Origin of the sequence: Cognataquiflexum nitidum (assembly GCF_022538055.1) — a bacterium.
Taxonomy (GTDB): domain Bacteria; phylum Bacteroidota; class Bacteroidia; order Cytophagales; family Cyclobacteriaceae; genus Cognataquiflexum; species Cognataquiflexum nitidum.
Window position 1 is genome coordinate 13,512 of record NZ_JAKZAM010000041.1, and the last position, 16,516, is coordinate 30,027.

Here is a 16,516-nt window from a genome sequence, read left to right on the forward strand (position 1 = left end):
GTCAAACCGTATCTGTGATTGAAAACATGATCGTCAATGTAGCACCTATGACTACCAGATAGACTCCAATATCAAAAAAAAGAGCAGAACCGACCATTCCGATAAATTTGAAAGGCTCCTCAAACCATAACCCTTTGAGAATAGGAGCGCCGATAAAGAAGGGAGCAATAGCGGCTCCAATAGCGAAAACAAGACCTATTGGCATGAGATATCCAGGATTAATTTTGATGATGCTTTGGGTTTCCTTTAGACCAAAAGCGAATGAATGAATCAAAAATGCAATAGCAGCAATCAATCCTCCCACAAAACCTCCACCGGGAAGGTAATGGCCCCGCAACAAAATGAATATGGAAAACAGCAGCAGAAGCGGAAGCAAGTAGGTTGAGGCTGTTTTGAATATCAATGATTTCATAAGTCTTTTTTAGAGGGGTTGAGGTCAAGTTTCATTAAGCTAAAGACTCCTGCGGCAGCTATCACGAGGACTACTGTCTCTATCATGGTGTCAAAACCGCGGTAATCCACCAAAATCACGTTGACAACATTTCTCCCCTTTGCCAGGAGATAAGCATTGTCTGCAAAATATTTGGACACTTCGGAGGAGGAAGGCTCCTCAAATACCTCTAGTGTCAAAATAGCAATCAAGCTTCCAAACATCATGGAAAGCAAGGCATCCCGCACTTTGATACCTTTGGAAGAATATTGTTTATTTTTTGGCAGTTTGACAAGAACCAGCATAAACAACAAGACTGTCAGTGTATCTATTGAAAACTGGGTCATGGCAAGATCCGGCGCGGAATAAATTAAGAAAAACAGACAATTAGCAAAGCCAACAACACCAAGAGCAACAATAGCAGTCGTCCTTGAATTGGTGGAGATTGCGAAAAATATGGATATGATCATCAACACAACCACAATAATTTCATAATGAGAAACATTTGAAATCTGATCCCAATCGATATATATATCTACTTCTCCAAATAGGCGGTAGGCCATCAGCAAGGTCAAGAATGCCAATATGGTAATCACATAATTTCGTAAATAGCCATTTTGGAAAAATCCCGTCCATAATCCTGCAAAAGAACCGAAGGATTTGGCTCCATTTTCAATGATATTTTGTGGAGAAACAACTTCGAATTGCACTGTTTTTTGGAACAGGTCATTGGAAGGCTTCCAAAGCCAATAAAGAATTCCTCCAGCCAATAAGGTCAAAATGCTCAACATCAAAACCAAGTTGAAACCATGCCAAAGCTTGAGTTGGACAATGGTGTCACTACCTGAGATGCTGCTGAAAACGGGTTGTATCAAAGATTCCGTGATCAATGAAGGAAATGTACCAAAACCCAAACTCAAAACGCCGAGTAGCAGTGGAGGAATCCAAAGTAGGGGAGAGGGCAATTTGGCTTCTCCAAATTCCAAGGGAAGCTTTCCTACAAATGGTTTGATTCCTGCCCAAAATCCCGCGACCAAAAGGAGAATTTTAGTCAAAACAGCCAATACCGTCAGAAGTATGGCCCAATCGCCAAACTGTGAGGTAGCCTCATACATCACTTCCTTGCTGATGAATCCAAGTAAAAGCGGAACTCCGGCACTCGAAAGTGCCGCTATAAACCCTGCCACTGCGACGGGCATCATTACTTGCTTCAATCCCGAAAGTTTACTGACGTCCCTAGAACCTGTTTCATGGTCGATTATTCCCGTAATGAGGAAAAGTGCAGCCTTGTATAAGGCATGGGCAAGGATGAAAATCCCTGCAGCCAAAAGTGCTTTTTCTGTGCCTATGCCTATCAGGAATACCAAAATCCCCAAGGCTGAGATGGTGGAATATGCCAATATGCTTTTCAAATCAACTCTCAAAACAGAATGGATTGCCGCATAGACCATAGTAACCGCACCAATGGTAATTAGGGTGCTGTTCCACCAAAAGGTATCCCCCAATAGAGGGGTAAATCTTGCCAAAAGATAAATACCGGCTTTTACCATTGTGGCGGAGTGTAGGTAGGTACTTACAGGAGTTGGGGCTTTCATTGCTCCCGGAAGCCAAAAATGAAATGGAAACTGTGCAGACTTGGTAAAGGCCCCCACAAAAAACAGGGTAATTATCCAAGCATAGGAAGTGCTGTTTTTTATTATTTCTGAGGAATTGAGTAACTCAGTGAAAGAATAACTTCCTCCTGTAGCTTGCAAAAGGATAATTCCGGAGAGCATCACCAAACCGCCAAATCCTGTAATACTCAATGCGGTGAGCGCCGATTTTCTAGAGGCAGGGTCCGTATTGTTGAACCCGATCAGAAAATATGAACTGATGCTTGTCAATTCCCAAAAAATAAACATACTCATCAGGTTGTCTGACAATACTACTCCAAGCATCGAAGCCATAAACATCGATAGGTAACCATAAAACCTATCTAGGTATTGATGGCCTTTGAGGTAATAGGCAGTGTAAGCAAAAACAAGGAAGCCTATTCCTGTAATCATCAGTGCGAAAAGAAGGGATAAACCATCGAGTCTAAATGATAGGTCTATGCCCATACTAGGGACCCACTCAAACCTAAAAAGGATATGCCCTCGGAATTTAATTTCACCCAAAAACTGTAGGAAGTAAATAAAAAGGGAAAGAGGAAGGGCGGAATATAAAAAGGGAATAGCATTTTTAAGAAATTTGCTGAAAAGTGGAACCAGCAAGGCAAAGATGAACCCCAAAATGACAGCTATGAGCATAAACGCTTAATTTCAGATTTTTAAATGTTTGGTTACAAATTACGTATTATTTCTTGAATAGAACTTTGGTTGCTAGTTTGCAAACTAATTAAGTTAAATAATTTTATATGATTGTTGGAAAATAATAGGGATGTTTTTTGAAAAATAGGCAATAAAAATATCATTTTGTTATCGAATAGACCAAAAACTGTCCTGAATTATTATTTTTTGCTAAATTTACCCTTTCTAAACCTATTGAACCGATCATGTCGAAAAACAATTACCAAACCGAGGTATCCAAAAGATTTACGATTTACAATAGTCTTTTTTTGGATCTGCCTTTCAGTGATATCCATCGAACCGGGACATTGCTGCCGATTTTATCAAGTAAATGTCAAGAAGGATTCGAAAAAGATAAAACACCAAAAGAAATCATAAGGGGATTTTTTAATGAAATGATGGCAAAAAATTCCGAGCAGGAACGTCATGACTTACTTTTTAAAATGGTGCAATATGTCGAAAGACAGGTGGTATTGTTTGATTCTATTGAGGATGCTGCTTTTGAAAAAATCCACGATGTCAAAGGTAAAGGAAGTGTCAAAGCATTGATCACAAGGGTTGACAATGACAGAAAGAGGGAAGCATTGATCGAAAAACTGAAAAATTTCTCCGTAAGGTTGACGCTTACCGCCCACCCAACTCAATTTTATCCGGGAAATGTTCTCGGAATAATTACTGACCTTGAAACTGCGATTAGGGACAATGACCTTGGTAATATCAACCTGCTTTTGCAGCAGTTAGGCAAAACTGGTTTTATCAATAAGGACAAACCTACGCCGCTTGATGAAGCTGTAAGTCTGATATGGTTTCTAGTGAATGTTTTTTACCAAAGCATGCCTGATATTTTGACCAGATTATTGAATAGTCTTGACATTCCTGTCAACGAGTGGGACAATCCTGGATTATTGAAAGTAGGCTTTTGGCCGGGAGGTGACAGGGACGGAAATCCTTTTGTCACCCACGACACAACCGTCAAAGTTGCTGAAAAACTCCAGAAATGGATTGTAAGGTGTTATTACCGAGATGTCAGAAAACTCAAGCGAAGGTTGACCTTCAAGAATGTCGAGCCGATCATGCTGAAGATTGAAAATGGTCTTTTTGATTCCCTTTTTGATAACCAAAACTTTTACAATTCCAAGGAGGAGCTGATTGCAGATCTGATGGAAGCTAGAAAAGGCCTTATTGAATTCCACGACGGTTTGTTTTTAGAGCAGTTGGATGAGTTTATTTTGAAAGTAAAAATATTCGGTTTTCATTTTGCAAATATGGACGTGCGTCAGGACAGCCGTAAGCATGATGGGCTATGGGATGAAATCATCGAAAACCAAATAGGTAAAGAGGCACTTCAGGCATATCAAAAACTAAGCGAAGGCGAGAAAATCACATTTATTCAAGAGATAGATTCCCTTCCGGACATCAGTACCCTAAAGGATGAGTTTCATCAGGATATGTTGAGGAGTTTTGATGCGATCAAAACTGTCCAAAAAAACAATGGGGAAGACGGGCTTCACAGGTATATCATATCCAATTGCCAGTCTGCCTTACATGTTTTGGAAGTATTCAGATTGGCGCAATTGACACTTGGAAAGGATGCAGAAACGCTTCCCTTAGACATTGTTCCACTTTTTGAGACCATAGATGACCTTGCCCAAGCGCCTTTAATCATGGAGCAGCTTTACCAAAATGCGGCTTATAGCAAGCATTTGGAAAGCAGAAAATCGAAGCAGACGATCATGTTGGGCTTCTCTGACGGCACCAAAGACGGGGGCTATATCCGGGCCAATTGGTCTATCCTTCTTGCCAAAGAGGAACTTACAAAAGTGTCAAGGTTGAATGATGTCAGCGTAGTCTTCTTTGACGGTCGGGGAGGGCCTCCTGCGAGAGGTGGAGGAAACATGCATAATTTCTATGCATCACTCGGACAACAGGTTGAAAACGAGGAAATTCAGGTCACTATCCAAGGACAGACCATTTCTGCAAATTATGGTAAGCCTGTTTCCTGTACCTATAACTTGGAGCAGCTGCTTTGTGCCGGGGTTGAAAATGAATTGTATCCTTCCTCAGAGAAAACCCTGGATGCAGGCCAAAGGGCCTTGATTGATCAGATGGCTGATTTCTCTTACCAGTTTTACAGAGATTTCAAAAACCATCCACAGTTCTTGCCTTATCTCGAGCATGTGACACCTTTGAAGTATTTTGGACAGGTCAATATTGGTTCCCGCCCCCTGAAAAGAGGAAAAGACACCGGATTAAAATTTGAAGATTTAAGGGCTATCCCTTTTGTAGGTTCTTGGGCACAGATGAAGCAGAATATACCGGGTTTTTTTGGAGTTGGAGCTTCACTCGAAGCATTGAAAAATGCAGGCAAATTTCCTGAGGCCATACAATTATACAATGACTCCCTTTTCTTCAGGTCATTACTTGGGAATTCCATGCAGTCTCTGGCCAAGTCGTTTTACAAGTCAACTGCTTATCTCAAGGATAATCCCAAATACAGCGATCTATGGAACCTCATGTTTGAAGAATACCAAAGGTCCATCAAGCTCCTTTGTCAAGTTTCAGGGATGGATACTTTGCTTCAGGATAATCCAACTTCCAAGGAATCAATCGCTATCCGAGAAAAGATCGTGCTTCCTGTTATCACCATTCAGCAATATGCCATACAGACCATGCTTGACAAAGGAGAGGATGATCCAGTCTTGCAAAAACTGATTTTGCGGACGATGTTTGGTATTATCAACGCCGCCAGAAATGCGGCATAAATTAAAAATCCCGGTCTAAAGGCCGGGATTTTTCGGTTATTTTGTCTAATTTGAAATACTGAACAAAGGAAGACCCTATGCCGAAATTATATGTGCTGCTAGATTTTTCTGAATATTCTAAGGCAGAATTGTTATTGGCCAAAAAAATGAATGAATGGTATGGACATGAAATTGTAGTGGTCCATCAAATGGATTTAATTGTTCCTTCTTTGGCCAATCCTGACTTGAGGTTGAAGATTATATATGAACAGCAAAGAGAAATTTCAAGGCAATGGTTTTCACTGAGAGATTCCGTTTTTGATAAGTTCAGCATGATTAAATATGAAATAATCGAAGATCCCTTGGTTGAATTCCTGGAGAATAACCTTGATGCTGCCGGCTTAGATATAATCATGATGGGATTAAAAGGTTCAGGTAATTTGAAACAGATCTTTTTGGGCAGTACTGTTACCAAAATAATTGAACACCTTAACAGGATTGTGATAGCAGTGCCTAAGTCTTTGGAAAATTTTGAGCCAACAAAGTTATTGGTCAGTGTACATCCCAATTTTGAGTTTAACCACGGTAGCTTTGAGGTTTTTTTGAAATATATTCCCAAATCCATCCATACAATCGAATTTATGACGGTAGCGCGCGAAAACGATGATATTGTTGAAATTGAAGATTTCCTTAAAAAATTAACCATTAAGGAATATGGGAATCTGGTTAATCGCTTTGTTCTTTTTAAAGGAGAGGATGTATTCTCCCAGATAAAAACCTCTATTACTCAAAATAAAGAATATTTTTTGGTTGTTCAGAAGGGTGGTAGAACATTTACCGATAAGTTATTCAGGAAATTTATGGTGAATGAATTGGTATTTGATGGATCTATTCCGATGATAGTTTTACCCGTCTAGGGAGATTTGATTCTCCAAAAGCATCAATAAAGTCCATTATGGAAAAGGCTTGAAAACGAGATTACCCCTATAAGTTCGCCATCTTGTTCTACAGGGGCCACACTAATCTTAGCCCTCAACATGAGTCTGGATATGTACCGAATATTCATCAAGGCAGGGACTGGAATGACAGGCTTGGACATTATTTCGTAGATATTGACTTCTTCGGGCTTTAGATCTTTGATGTAAACCTTTTTTATGATGTCCTTGATTGTGACAATTCCATAAGCATCATTTTGGTTTCTTTTATTGATAATCAAGGCATCTACTCCCTGAGACTTCATTTTTTCTATGGCATTTGCGGCTGTATCTAGGCCATCTATAAATATCAATTTATGTGACATGATATCTTTGGCACTATTGGAACTTGAATTCATAATACGATAGTTTTGTTTTTAAAGATATTTACTTTTCGCCTGTTCTTTAAATTTTTCCATTTGACTTTCTAAACCTGCCACCTTTTCCACATTAAGGACAAAGGCAATTCCCCGTCCAGGTTCATCGAGCTCTCCGGAGATTTTAATGGCCTCCAAAATGGTGTCAACCGCATGTTCTTCTACCAAAAACATCAATATTTCAGTCTGATCCTGAATAGTCAGTCCAAAAAAAGATTTTGATTCATGCGAACCACTCCCCCGGCCTGAGATGACTACATCTCCTGTGGCACCTGCACCTCTTGCTGCATTCAATACTTTCTCTGTGATAGCTGGCCGTATCATGGCCATGATGATTTTAAATTTCATTTTTTGATGGTTTTTTTAGAGTGTTTTTCAATTCCAAAATCTGGGCATAAGCAAGTACTGTCATTATTGGAAACAAACTCGCAAATGCGATGAGTCCAAATCCATCTATGGCAGGGTTACGTCCCGGCACAGTGCTGGAAAGTCCAATACCTAAGGCTGCAACCAAAGGTACCGTGACCGTAGAGGTAGTCACTCCTCCTGAATCATAGGCTAAAGCAATGATTTTTTTTGGGGAGAAAAGTGTCTGAACCATTACAATTATATATCCAAAGATAATGTACAAATAAAGTGGAGTACCGGTTACAATCCTGATTGTGCCCAAAACCAAGGCAATAGCTACCCCAATTGCAACCACAATTCTTAAACCCCAGATACTAATTGTTCCACCGGAAGCCTGGTTGGCTTTAATAGCGACAGCAATCAAGGAGGGTTCGGCAATAGTTGTGGAAAAACCGATCATTCCCGCAAATATATAAACCCAATAATAGGCAAGCCAACTAGATGGGTCGTGGTAACCTTTTGAAATAAAGCTAGCCTCCGAAAGTTGAATCGCCATTATATTTCCAAGAGGAAAAAGTGCCTTTTCAAGTCCCATCAGAAATAAAGCCAAACCAATGATCACCAAAACCACTCCAAAAATTACCTTTTTTAAATTCGGGACAACCTGCTTTAAAACGAAAAATTGAAAGAATGCAAAAAGCAATACCACAGGGGCGACGTCTCTTAGAGTAACCAAAAAAAGCTTAAGAAAATCTAAAGGCCAGTTTGCCATTGTAAATGCTTTATCATTTTAATAAATAAATAAACCATAAGCCATTACAAATATCATGGGCACCATTACCGCAATGGCTATCAGCCCAAATCCATCTGTAAGGGGATTTCTTCCTTTGATACTTGAGGCCAATCCTACTCCGAGTGCAGTGACCAATGGAACTGTTATGGTAGAAGTAGCCACTCCGCCGGTATCGTATGCAATCCCAATGATTTCTTTAGGAGCAATCATTGTCATAATTACCACCAAAATATAACCACCAATAAGAATGTAGTACAATGGCCAGCCTTTGAGTATCCTTAAAACACCGATGAGAATAGCTATTCCAACAGAAAAAGCAACGCATAGTCTCAGGCCTAAAGCATAGGAATCCCTAGACCCTTCTGCATTTTCGATTAAGCCTGCTTCCGCTGAAACCCTTGCCGCTTCTTTTGAAATAGCAATTAAAGCAGGTTCGGCAATGGTTGTAGAAAACCCCAAAGCAAATGAGAAAATCAATATCCAAAAGACACTCCCTTTTTTTGTTAGGGCAAAAGCCATATTTCCACCTATCGGAAAAAGACCCATTTCGAGTCCCTCAATAAATAGCATGAGCCCCAATAAAACCATGATACTGCCAAAAATAATCTCTTCAAAATGGGGAAAAGGCTGACGTAAAATTACCAACTGGAAAAAGGTAACCACAGAAAGGATTGGCAGCAAATCCATGAATGCAGAGCGAAGTTTAAGAAATAAGTATTTCAAAATATGGTAAGACTTCTTAAAATATTTTGAAGGATCTCTCATCAGGAAACTTAATTTTTATCTACTATGCTTTTCCAAGATAAAATAAAAATCAAGATTCAAAAACGAAAAATTTGTCCCGTTTAAAAGATTTTTTTGAATCTGTGAAATCCACTCACTATAGATTAGATTCAGTCTGATATTTTAGCAGACTCAGTTAAGGTGAACGATTTGGGTTTTTAGGATTCGCTTGTCCTTTAAGTCTTGAAGTCAATTTATAGTAGTAATGGTTGAAATGGAGAGTATGCAATTGGTTTTATGCTATTTATGTCAAAAGTTGATGAAGGGGATTTTTGGAGGTTAGCGATAGGAAAGAATTGCGGTATTCGATTTTTGAATTAGATAAATATCAGCTACATTTTGTCGCCTGTCCAATAAAAATCAGAATAGATGAAAGGAATCATTCAAAAATCAAAACAATATTGGGAATCAGATGCCTCATTTTTCACGCTGCTTATGATGCTTTTGTTTACGGCTTTTATACTTCCTGTTTTGATCGATAAAAAAGAGGATTCCACTTATTTTTTAAATGCCATGTTTATCATGCTTTTCTTAATAGGGATGTTTTCTGCCAGAGAAAAGGTCTATTTTATCATTGCAGCCGTCTTGGTTGTAATCCATATTGTGTTGAGAATGATCAGGTTCAGCGACAATCCATTTGAGTTTTACTATGAGGAAAGAATAGTCATTTTACTCAACTTGGTGGTTTTTACAATCATTAATTTCAGGTTATTGTTCAGAGATAATGAAGTCAACCGCTACAGAGTCATCGGTGCCATCAATGTTTACCTACTCGTAGCCCTGATGGGTTCGTTTGGGTTTGAATTGATGCAGTTGTCAAGTGGGAATGCTATTATTGGGAACTTGGAGTTTCAGGGCAATGACCGTGATTTTGGAAATTATATGTATTTCAGTTTGGTGAGTGTTACTACCGTAGGTTTTGGAGATATTCTTCCCGGTAATATTTCCTCAAAAATGTTAGCGGTCTTTTTGTCTGCTTTTGGAATACTTTATCCCGCAGTAGTTATTGCAAAGTTGGTTTCTTCCGCACCCACTAAAGAGCAGGCATAAAAAAATCCTGCATTTTTAACTTTCTCATGATTCAGAACCAAAAAAAGGAAAACATGCAGGATTATGATTTTGGTGCCCCTTTTTAATTGAGGGTATATTCTACCACAATTTCGGTATTTAACAATTTTGAAATTGGGCAGTTTTGCTCGGCATCTTTTACCAATTCAGCGAATTTTTCTTCAGGAATACCATCCACTTTTGCTGTAAGTATGAGTTTTGATTGCTTTATAGTCCCTTCTTCAAAAGTAATGATACCTTCGACATGGAGTTCTTTTGGTGGAAATTCCGCTCCGGTAAGGTTGAAGCTCAGTTTCATCGCAAAGCATCCTGCGTGAGCAGCGGCTACCAACTCTTCCGGATTGGTTCCGATGCCATCTTCAAATCTGGATGAAAATGAATATTGGGTCTTGTCCAAAACTCCTGTTTGGGTAGTCAGGTGGCCTTTGCCTTCTTTCCCTGTACCTTGCCATACGGCTGTCGCTTTTCTTTTCATGTTAGTTTGGTTTAAAGTATTTAAGAATTTAAAAATAGAAAATGATTTACGTTTTAACACCAGAAGCATGGCATTAGGTTTATGTTTTTGTTTAAAAATTCAAAATAAACCAAGGAACTCAGGTTTAACAATAAGCTCCTTGGTTTTGATTTTTTGGTATATGTATATATGACTATTTTTATTTTGGATTTACGCAATTATGCCTGTGGATTAGATTATCCATTCTAATTCCCGTTTAAGGACTGAACTGCCCGGTACATCGGTCTTCCGACTTCGGTCTTCCGTCCCGACTGAAGAGGAGAATCTAAGGTTACTGGCAAAGAAGTATATATTCATCCATCATTTCTACTTAGTCAGTGCTTTTTCTCTTTGAATTTCCATCATATCTGTAGGTGGAGGAGTATTGTCTCCGAGCAGATGCTGCACAAAGTAGTCGCCCATTCTCCAGAAGAAATATTCGGTCATATCTCCAAAACCATGTCGCTGCCCCGGAAGTATGATAAAGTCAAACCTCTTATTTGCTTTGATCAATGCATTGGCCATGCGGATGGTATTGGCAGGATGGACGTTGTTGTCCACGTCACCGGTCACGAGAAGCAGTTTTCCTTTTAGGTTTTTGGCCAGGTCTGGATTTTTTTCAACCTGATAGACAAAAGTGGTGTCTCCCTTGGGTGAAATCTGTTCTTTGACTCCATGGTGCTTTTCGGACCACCAACGGTTGTAGATGTTGTTTTCATGGTTTCCGGCGCTCGATACCGCTACTTTGAAGAAGTCAGGATATACCAACATTGCGGCTGTAGACATAAATCCGCCTCCGGAATGTCCGTGAATCCCGACTTTGGATTTGTCAATGAAAGCATGTCTATCAGCCAACTGCTCGACAGTTGCCTTTTTATCAGCCAATCCATAATCTCTCAGGTTGCCGTATCCATAGTTGTGATACCACTTGGACCTCCCCGGATGTCCTCCGCGGTTGCCGACTGTCACCACCACAAAACCAAACTGTGCCAATCGGTCGGTTCTGTCCAATCCTCTTCCGAAGGATTTGTTGACAGCTTCAGTCTGAGGACCCGGATACACATATTCGATGATGGGATAGGTCTTGGTGCTGTCAAAATCAAAAGCCTTGTACATTACACCATATAAATCGGTGATTCCATCATCTGCTTTGACTTTGAAAGGCTCGGGGAATTGGTATCCTGCAGCAAATAGTGAACTCAAATCTGCAATTTCCAAGTCCATAACCTTTTTGCCAAGCGCATCATAGAGCCCTGATGCAGGGGTCGTATTTACCCTCGAATAATTGTTTACAAAGAAAGTAGCTTTGTCGTTCATCGAGGTACTGTGGTTGAAATCACCCGGATTCAGCAATATAATCGCCCCACCGTTGAGACTGACTTTGTACAAGTGCTCATAGTAAGGGTCTTCTCCTTTTTCTTTGCCATTGGCCATGAAGTAAAGGAATCGGCCTTTTTCATCGATACGGACAATGCTTTCTGCATGAAAAGGACCTGATGTCAACTGTCTTTTAAGGTTGCCTTTCATGTCATAGAGATAAAAATGCCCCCAACCATCACGCTCTGACCAATGGATGATTTCAGTTCCATTGGAAATAATTTCCGGTTTGGCGATGTCGATATAGGTATTGCTACGCTCCTCGATGAGGACTTCTTTTTTACCTTCCTTGATGTTCCACCTGAGCACATCAATTTTTTTCAAATCCCGTGATGTGATGGAAAAATAGAAAAAGTTCTGATCGCCCAGCCATTTGATAGGCTTGAATTCATCGTCTCTGGCAGCCGCAGGAAAGCTTTCTGTCCAAAGTCCCAAAGTCTGATCTTTGAAGGTTGCTATTTCCAGGTTAGCCATCTTTTGTGTACCAAAAGAATAATGTAGCAGATAGGAGATAGGCTGCTCTTTTTCTCCCGGCATGGAATATTTGTATGTTTCCAAGGTCGGTCTCGGGTCACGGGTATTGTGGATTACCCAAAGGTCTTTTACTTTCCTTTGGTCTGTTTTGGTCAGAATAAATTCCGTAGAATTTGGCGACCAGAGAATATTAGCCCGCTTTCTGTCATTTTTCTTTTTTTCTTCCTCTACGTTATCATCACCCCGACCAAAACCGCTTCCGTAGCCAAAGTCCTTTTCTCCGTCAGTCGTAATCTGGTTTTCTACGATGGTACTGTCCTTTTCATCTTTGATGGCTTTTTTGAAATTGGCTTTGTCCATCCAATAAAGGTTTTCATTTTTTACGAAAACGATCTTGGAGGAATCAGGAGCGATATTGGCCCAAGCCAATCTTTTGGCGTCTTCTTCAGGATCTTTGATTTCAGTCAGTTGTTGGCTATTCAGGTCATAGCGGAATACAAATGTTTTCTTTTCAAGAGAATCCTTTGCGCTTTTGTTTTTTGTCTTTATTTCAGCCCAATCTTTTTTTAGAACGTCCTTTGTGCTTTTGATTTTGAATTGGATAGTGTTTTCATCCTCCAAAAATTTGAGGTTGCTGATATCGAGATGCTGACCGTCAAAAGGGTCTCTGACGATTTTGGATATCTCGGCAGCGAGTTTGTCTTTGTCAAAAAGCTGGGTTTTGCTTTTGGTAGCAGGATTGACGAGGTACCAGTTTTTGCCGGCGGTGGTTTCATATTGGTACCAAAAACGATCTGTTTTCTTTAGCCAATGTGCATCCACCTCAGTGGAAAAAATCATTTTTTTTAGCTTTTCAGGCGAAAATCTCGCTGCAAGCTCATAGTTGCCCTTTGTGGGAAGTTCCTGTCCAAGGGCAGAACCTACCAAAAAGGACAGGAAACAGATTAGGTGAATTTTTCTCATTAGTCAATTTGGTTTATGAATTCGAAACTAACTGAAAAGGGATTTTTATGGATAACCGTCGGTGGAAAAATTAGGAGTTGATTTTTTGAAAATAGTTGCCTTGGAGTCATAGAAATACATTTTTTTACTTGAATAGGGTCGGTGATAGAGCTATGTAATTGATTGTTTTACAGTATTATAAAGCGTAAAATATATAACAAAAACACAATAATCAGTAATTATTCCAAGATGATAATCCTCATTTTTGTATTGTTAAAATTCAATAAATAAATAAAAACAATAATATGAAAAAGTCACCCAAAAAAGTGTCTAACCAAAATAATGGAACCTTGTCAAGGTTAAATGACAACCCTGACCAAAAGGAAACAAAAGTGAACTCTGATAAAAAAAAAGGAATCATAGGCGAGATGAATGATGAACCTGAGATCAAAAAAAAATAATGCAAACGACTGATCCGGAAATCTAGAATTTTAACCAAACACGCTCCTTTTAACTAAACCACAATAATATGTTTCACCATGTAAAAGAATTACAATTCAATGCTAGGGTTTCCAAGCCCGATGTTCGGTTCGCAAAACTATTACTCGAGCAGTTTGGAGGTCCAAACGGAGAGTTGAAAGCAGCCATGCAGTATTTTGTGCAGGCATTTGGCTGCAGGAAAGCGGCGCCCGACAAGTATGACATGCTGATGGATATCGCCACTGAGGAATTCAGTCACTTGGAGATTGTCGGTGCAACGATCCAAATGTTACTGACCGGAGTCAATGGAGAATTGAAAAATGCTGCAGATGAATCTGATTTGACTAAAGTACTTGATGGCTCAGCGGCCAAGGAAGATTATATCCATGAAGCCATGGTCAATCCACATTTTTTCATTGTGAGTGGCGGGACGCCTACCCTTACCGACAGTGTCGGCAATCCTTGGAGTGCTACTTATATCATGGGAATGGGTGATCTGACCGCAGATTTACGCCTGAATATCGGTGCCGAGACAAGCGCCAAAATGGTGTATGAAAACCTGATGAAGTTCACTGACGATGTTTACGTCAAAGAGTCGCTAAGGTATCTGATGACGAGGGAAGTGGCCCATTTCCAAATGTTCCAAGCAGCCTTGGACAGCATCCAACCAAACTTTCCTCCCGGGATTTTGGAAAGCGATCCAAGATTCAGCAATAAATACTTCAACATGTCCAAAGGAGAGGATTTCAAAGGTCCCTGGAATGAAGGTAAAAGCCCTTTGATGGGCGAAGAATGGCAAACGATCGAGGACCCGCTCCAACATGTCAGAGATACCAATGGGCTATTAGATGAGAAAGCCAAAGGAACTGAGCGTACAGAAAAATCTGTCCAATCTGCAAATAAAGAATTGAGTGCAGAAAGGAAGCAAACAGTTGACAAAGCCACTGCTCCTAAGAATGGCATCATGAGTTGGTCTGTATACCAGGATACAGAAAAATCAAGGCATCAGGAAAGCAGCATTTCTTCAAAATAGAAAAAGCATATCCAACGACATTTAAAAATAAATTTTAATCAAAACCAAAAAACCACAGAAAAATGGAAAACAAGAAAAATATATCCCCAAAGTCTACCTCAGGTTCAGAAAGTTCCGGATCAGGAAAAAAATCATCCATGCAATCATCCCAATTGATGAAGTTGTTTGAAGATCAATTGAAAGACATCTATTGGGCGGAAAACGCTCTGGTAAAAGCAATGCCAAAGATGATCAAAAATGCCACTTCAGAGGATTTGACAAAGGCATTGACATCTCACCTTGAAGAGACCAAGGGCCATTTGAGCAGATTGGTGGAGATTTTCTCTTTGATCAAAGTCAAAGCGGAAGGAAAAAAATGTGATGCCATGGAAGGGCTGATTGAAGAGGCTTCCGGTATCATGGAAGAATGTGAAGAAGGTTCTATGCGTGATGCAGGGATTATTTCCGCAGCGCAGAAAGTGGAGCATTATGAAATAGCAACCTATGGCACGCTGAGACAGTTTGCCGAAACTTTGGGATTGGATAAGGTCTCCGAACTATTGGAAACCACCCTTCAGGAAGAAAAAGAAGCCGACCTCAAATTATCCGATGTCGCAATGGACGCCGTCAACATCGAAGCAGCTGAGGAAGTAGCTTAACCTGAAAATAGCATGAACAATATTTTCAAAGGCCTGATTGCCGGCTACGGCGCAAAAAAAATGGGTGGGGGATGCCTTGGGACAATCGTTGTTTTTGTCATCATCTACTTTCTTTTGGGTCAATGTAGCTAATCAGATAAAAACAGAATTACAATCCTAATCATATAAAACTAAACCAATTAAAAATGGAAAATCAACGCTATGAAAATAAAGTCCCACTGGATACGACCTCTGAGAAAAGAGTCTTGACAGGAATGTTCAGTGACCGCGAAAGCACGGAAAATGCCTACAACGCCCTTAACGAAAGAGGCTATTCAAAAGAGGAAATCAATTTGATCATGTCTGACGAAACCCGAAAAACACATTATGCAGATGAGGTATCCGAAGAAACTGAAATAGGAACCAAAGCAGCAGAACATGCCGGTAAAGGTTCTGCTATAGGAGGTACTTTAGGAGCCATCGTGGGCGTCATTGCTGCCATTGGTACCAGTGTCGCCATTCCTGGGCTTGGGATTTTGATAGCAGGACCGATAGCTGCCGGACTGGCAGGAGCCGGCGCAGGTGGACTTGCAGGTGGTGTCATTGGGGCTTTGGTAGGTTCGGGTATACCTGAAGCAAGGGCGAAATTGTACGAATCAGGAATCGAAGAAGGCAATGTGGTCATTTCCGTGACTCCAAGAAATGCCGAAGATGCCAAGTATTTGGAGGACAACTGGAGAACCAACCGTGGTGAAGAAATTCACTGGTAAAATACCACATTACTTTTTGCAAGGGGTTTTAACCGATCTCTTGCATCTTTTATAAAAACTAGACCAAACAATACTATGAAAACTCAAATCAATATTAAATCTATCCTGCTGCATACGATCTGTGTCGCAGGCACCATGTTCTTTGCATCATCTTGTTCAGAAAACAAAACCACCGATTCAATGGAAGTTGCTGAGGAAGAAAACATCTCTAGACTTACCAATGACGACGAAACCATTGTTGTTATCGACAATGACAACGGCGTGAAGTTTTTGATGGCAGCAGCCGAAATTCAATTGGAAGAGATCAGCTTAGGAAAATTGGCCCAAGAAAAAGGAACCACTCCACATGTCAAAGAGCTGGGAAAAATGATGGAAGTAAGTCATACCAAAACTCTTGCTGAGTTGAATAATTGTAACTACTCAGGTTGTAATTTAGCTATATGAGTGAGGTTTTGGAGGACATTTTCTGACTTTTTGATCAAGGTGTCG

16 protein-coding genes are annotated in these 16,516 nt (G+C 40.1%); 8 read left to right on the top strand and 8 right to left on the bottom strand.

Annotated features, from left to right (window positions below; all coding sequences use genetic code 11):
* Window position 1: 1 nt before the first annotated feature.
* Together MMU07_RS19890 and MMU07_RS19895 are read right to left on the bottom strand one after the other, a co-directional pair.
* Window positions 2-412 carry a Na+/H+ antiporter subunit B gene (locus MMU07_RS19890; protein WP_241128361.1) on the bottom strand — a complete coding sequence of 137 codons (411 nt, stop codon included), beginning with the start codon at window positions 410-412 and terminating at the stop codon, window positions 2-4.
* Complete coding sequence (locus MMU07_RS19895) at window positions 409-2,718, bottom strand: putative monovalent cation/H+ antiporter subunit A (protein WP_241128362.1); 2,310 nt, start codon at window positions 2,716-2,718, stop codon at window positions 409-411. Before MMU07_RS19895 ends, MMU07_RS19890 begins: the two co-directional genes overlap by 4 nt.
* Window positions 2,719-2,963: 245 nt before the next feature.
* Between MMU07_RS19895 and MMU07_RS19900 the strand changes: the two genes are divergently transcribed.
* Both MMU07_RS19900 and MMU07_RS19905 read left to right on the top strand, forming a co-directional pair.
* Window positions 2,964-5,519, top strand: coding sequence for a phosphoenolpyruvate carboxylase (locus MMU07_RS19900; protein WP_241128363.1), 2,556 nt, complete (start codon window positions 2,964-2,966; stop codon window positions 5,517-5,519).
* 77 nt (window positions 5,520-5,596) lie between these two features.
* On the top strand, window positions 5,597-6,415 hold the full coding sequence (locus MMU07_RS19905; protein WP_241128364.1) for a universal stress protein: 819 nt from the start codon (window positions 5,597-5,599) through the stop codon (window positions 6,413-6,415).
* 23 nt (window positions 6,416-6,438) lie between these two features.
* On the opposite strand, the gene MMU07_RS19910 is transcribed toward MMU07_RS19905, so the two are convergent.
* From MMU07_RS19910 to MMU07_RS19925, 4 genes are read right to left on the bottom strand one after another with little or no spacing between them, the layout of a single operon-like run.
* The gene (locus MMU07_RS19910) at window positions 6,439-6,831 is read right to left on the bottom strand and encodes a CBS domain-containing protein (protein ID WP_241128365.1); all 393 of its coding nucleotides are present in this window, start codon (window positions 6,829-6,831) and stop codon (window positions 6,439-6,441) included.
* A gap of 18 nt (window positions 6,832-6,849) precedes the next feature.
* Window positions 6,850-7,197 carry a P-II family nitrogen regulator gene (locus MMU07_RS19915; RefSeq protein ID WP_241128366.1) on the bottom strand — a complete coding sequence of 116 codons (348 nt, stop codon included), beginning with the start codon at window positions 7,195-7,197 and terminating at the stop codon, window positions 6,850-6,852.
* On the bottom strand, window positions 7,187-7,969 hold the full coding sequence (locus MMU07_RS19920; RefSeq protein ID WP_241128367.1) for a DUF1538 domain-containing protein: 783 nt from the start codon (window positions 7,967-7,969) through the stop codon (window positions 7,187-7,189). Before MMU07_RS19920 ends, MMU07_RS19915 begins: the two co-directional genes overlap by 11 nt.
* 18 nt (window positions 7,970-7,987) lie before the next feature.
* Window positions 7,988-8,755, bottom strand: a complete 768-nt coding sequence (locus MMU07_RS19925) for a DUF1538 family protein (RefSeq protein ID WP_241128368.1) — start codon at window positions 8,753-8,755, stop codon at window positions 7,988-7,990.
* 387 nt (window positions 8,756-9,142) lie between these two features.
* Here MMU07_RS19925 and MMU07_RS19930 point away from each other — a divergent pair, with 387 nt between their 5' ends.
* Entirely contained in the window at window positions 9,143-9,823 is a 681-nt protein-coding gene (locus MMU07_RS19930) for a potassium channel family protein (protein ID WP_241128369.1), read from the top strand.
* Window positions 9,824-9,905: 82 nt separating this feature from the next.
* Here the strand turns inward: MMU07_RS19930 and MMU07_RS19935 are convergent, their stop codons facing one another.
* Both MMU07_RS19935 and MMU07_RS19940 read right to left on the bottom strand, forming a co-directional pair.
* A complete protein-coding gene (locus MMU07_RS19935; protein WP_241128370.1) occupies window positions 9,906-10,316 on the bottom strand; it encodes an OsmC family protein in 411 nt (136 codons plus the stop codon).
* 345 nt (window positions 10,317-10,661) lie between these two features.
* On the bottom strand, window positions 10,662-13,148 hold the full coding sequence (locus tag MMU07_RS19940; RefSeq protein WP_241128371.1) for a S9 family peptidase: 2,487 nt from the start codon (window positions 13,146-13,148) through the stop codon (window positions 10,662-10,664).
* 284 nt (window positions 13,149-13,432) lie between these two features.
* Here MMU07_RS19940 and MMU07_RS19945 point away from each other — a divergent pair, with 284 nt between their 5' ends.
* The 5 genes from MMU07_RS19945 (at window position 13,433) to MMU07_RS19965 (ending at window position 16,471) form a co-directional block, all read left to right on the top strand.
* Window positions 13,433-13,588, top strand: a complete 156-nt coding sequence (locus MMU07_RS19945; protein ID WP_241128372.1) for a hypothetical protein — start codon at window positions 13,433-13,435, stop codon at window positions 13,586-13,588.
* A gap of 68 nt (window positions 13,589-13,656) precedes the next feature.
* Entirely contained in the window at window positions 13,657-14,640 is a 984-nt protein-coding gene (locus tag MMU07_RS19950; protein ID WP_241128373.1) for a manganese catalase family protein, read from the top strand.
* Between the two features lie 62 nt (window positions 14,641-14,702).
* Window positions 14,703-15,278 carry a YciE/YciF ferroxidase family protein gene (locus MMU07_RS19955; RefSeq protein WP_241128374.1) on the top strand — a complete coding sequence of 192 codons (576 nt, stop codon included), beginning with the start codon at window positions 14,703-14,705 and terminating at the stop codon, window positions 15,276-15,278.
* Window positions 15,279-15,463: 185 nt separating this feature from the next.
* Window positions 15,464-16,027: a hypothetical protein gene (locus MMU07_RS19960; RefSeq protein WP_241128375.1), complete on the top strand. Its 564-nt coding sequence runs from the start codon at window positions 15,464-15,466 to the stop codon at window positions 16,025-16,027.
* A 75-nt stretch (window positions 16,028-16,102) separates the two neighbouring features.
* Window positions 16,103-16,471, top strand: a complete 369-nt coding sequence (locus tag MMU07_RS19965; RefSeq protein WP_241128376.1) for a DUF4142 domain-containing protein — start codon at window positions 16,103-16,105, stop codon at window positions 16,469-16,471.
* Window positions 16,472-16,516 lie beyond the last annotated feature (45 nt).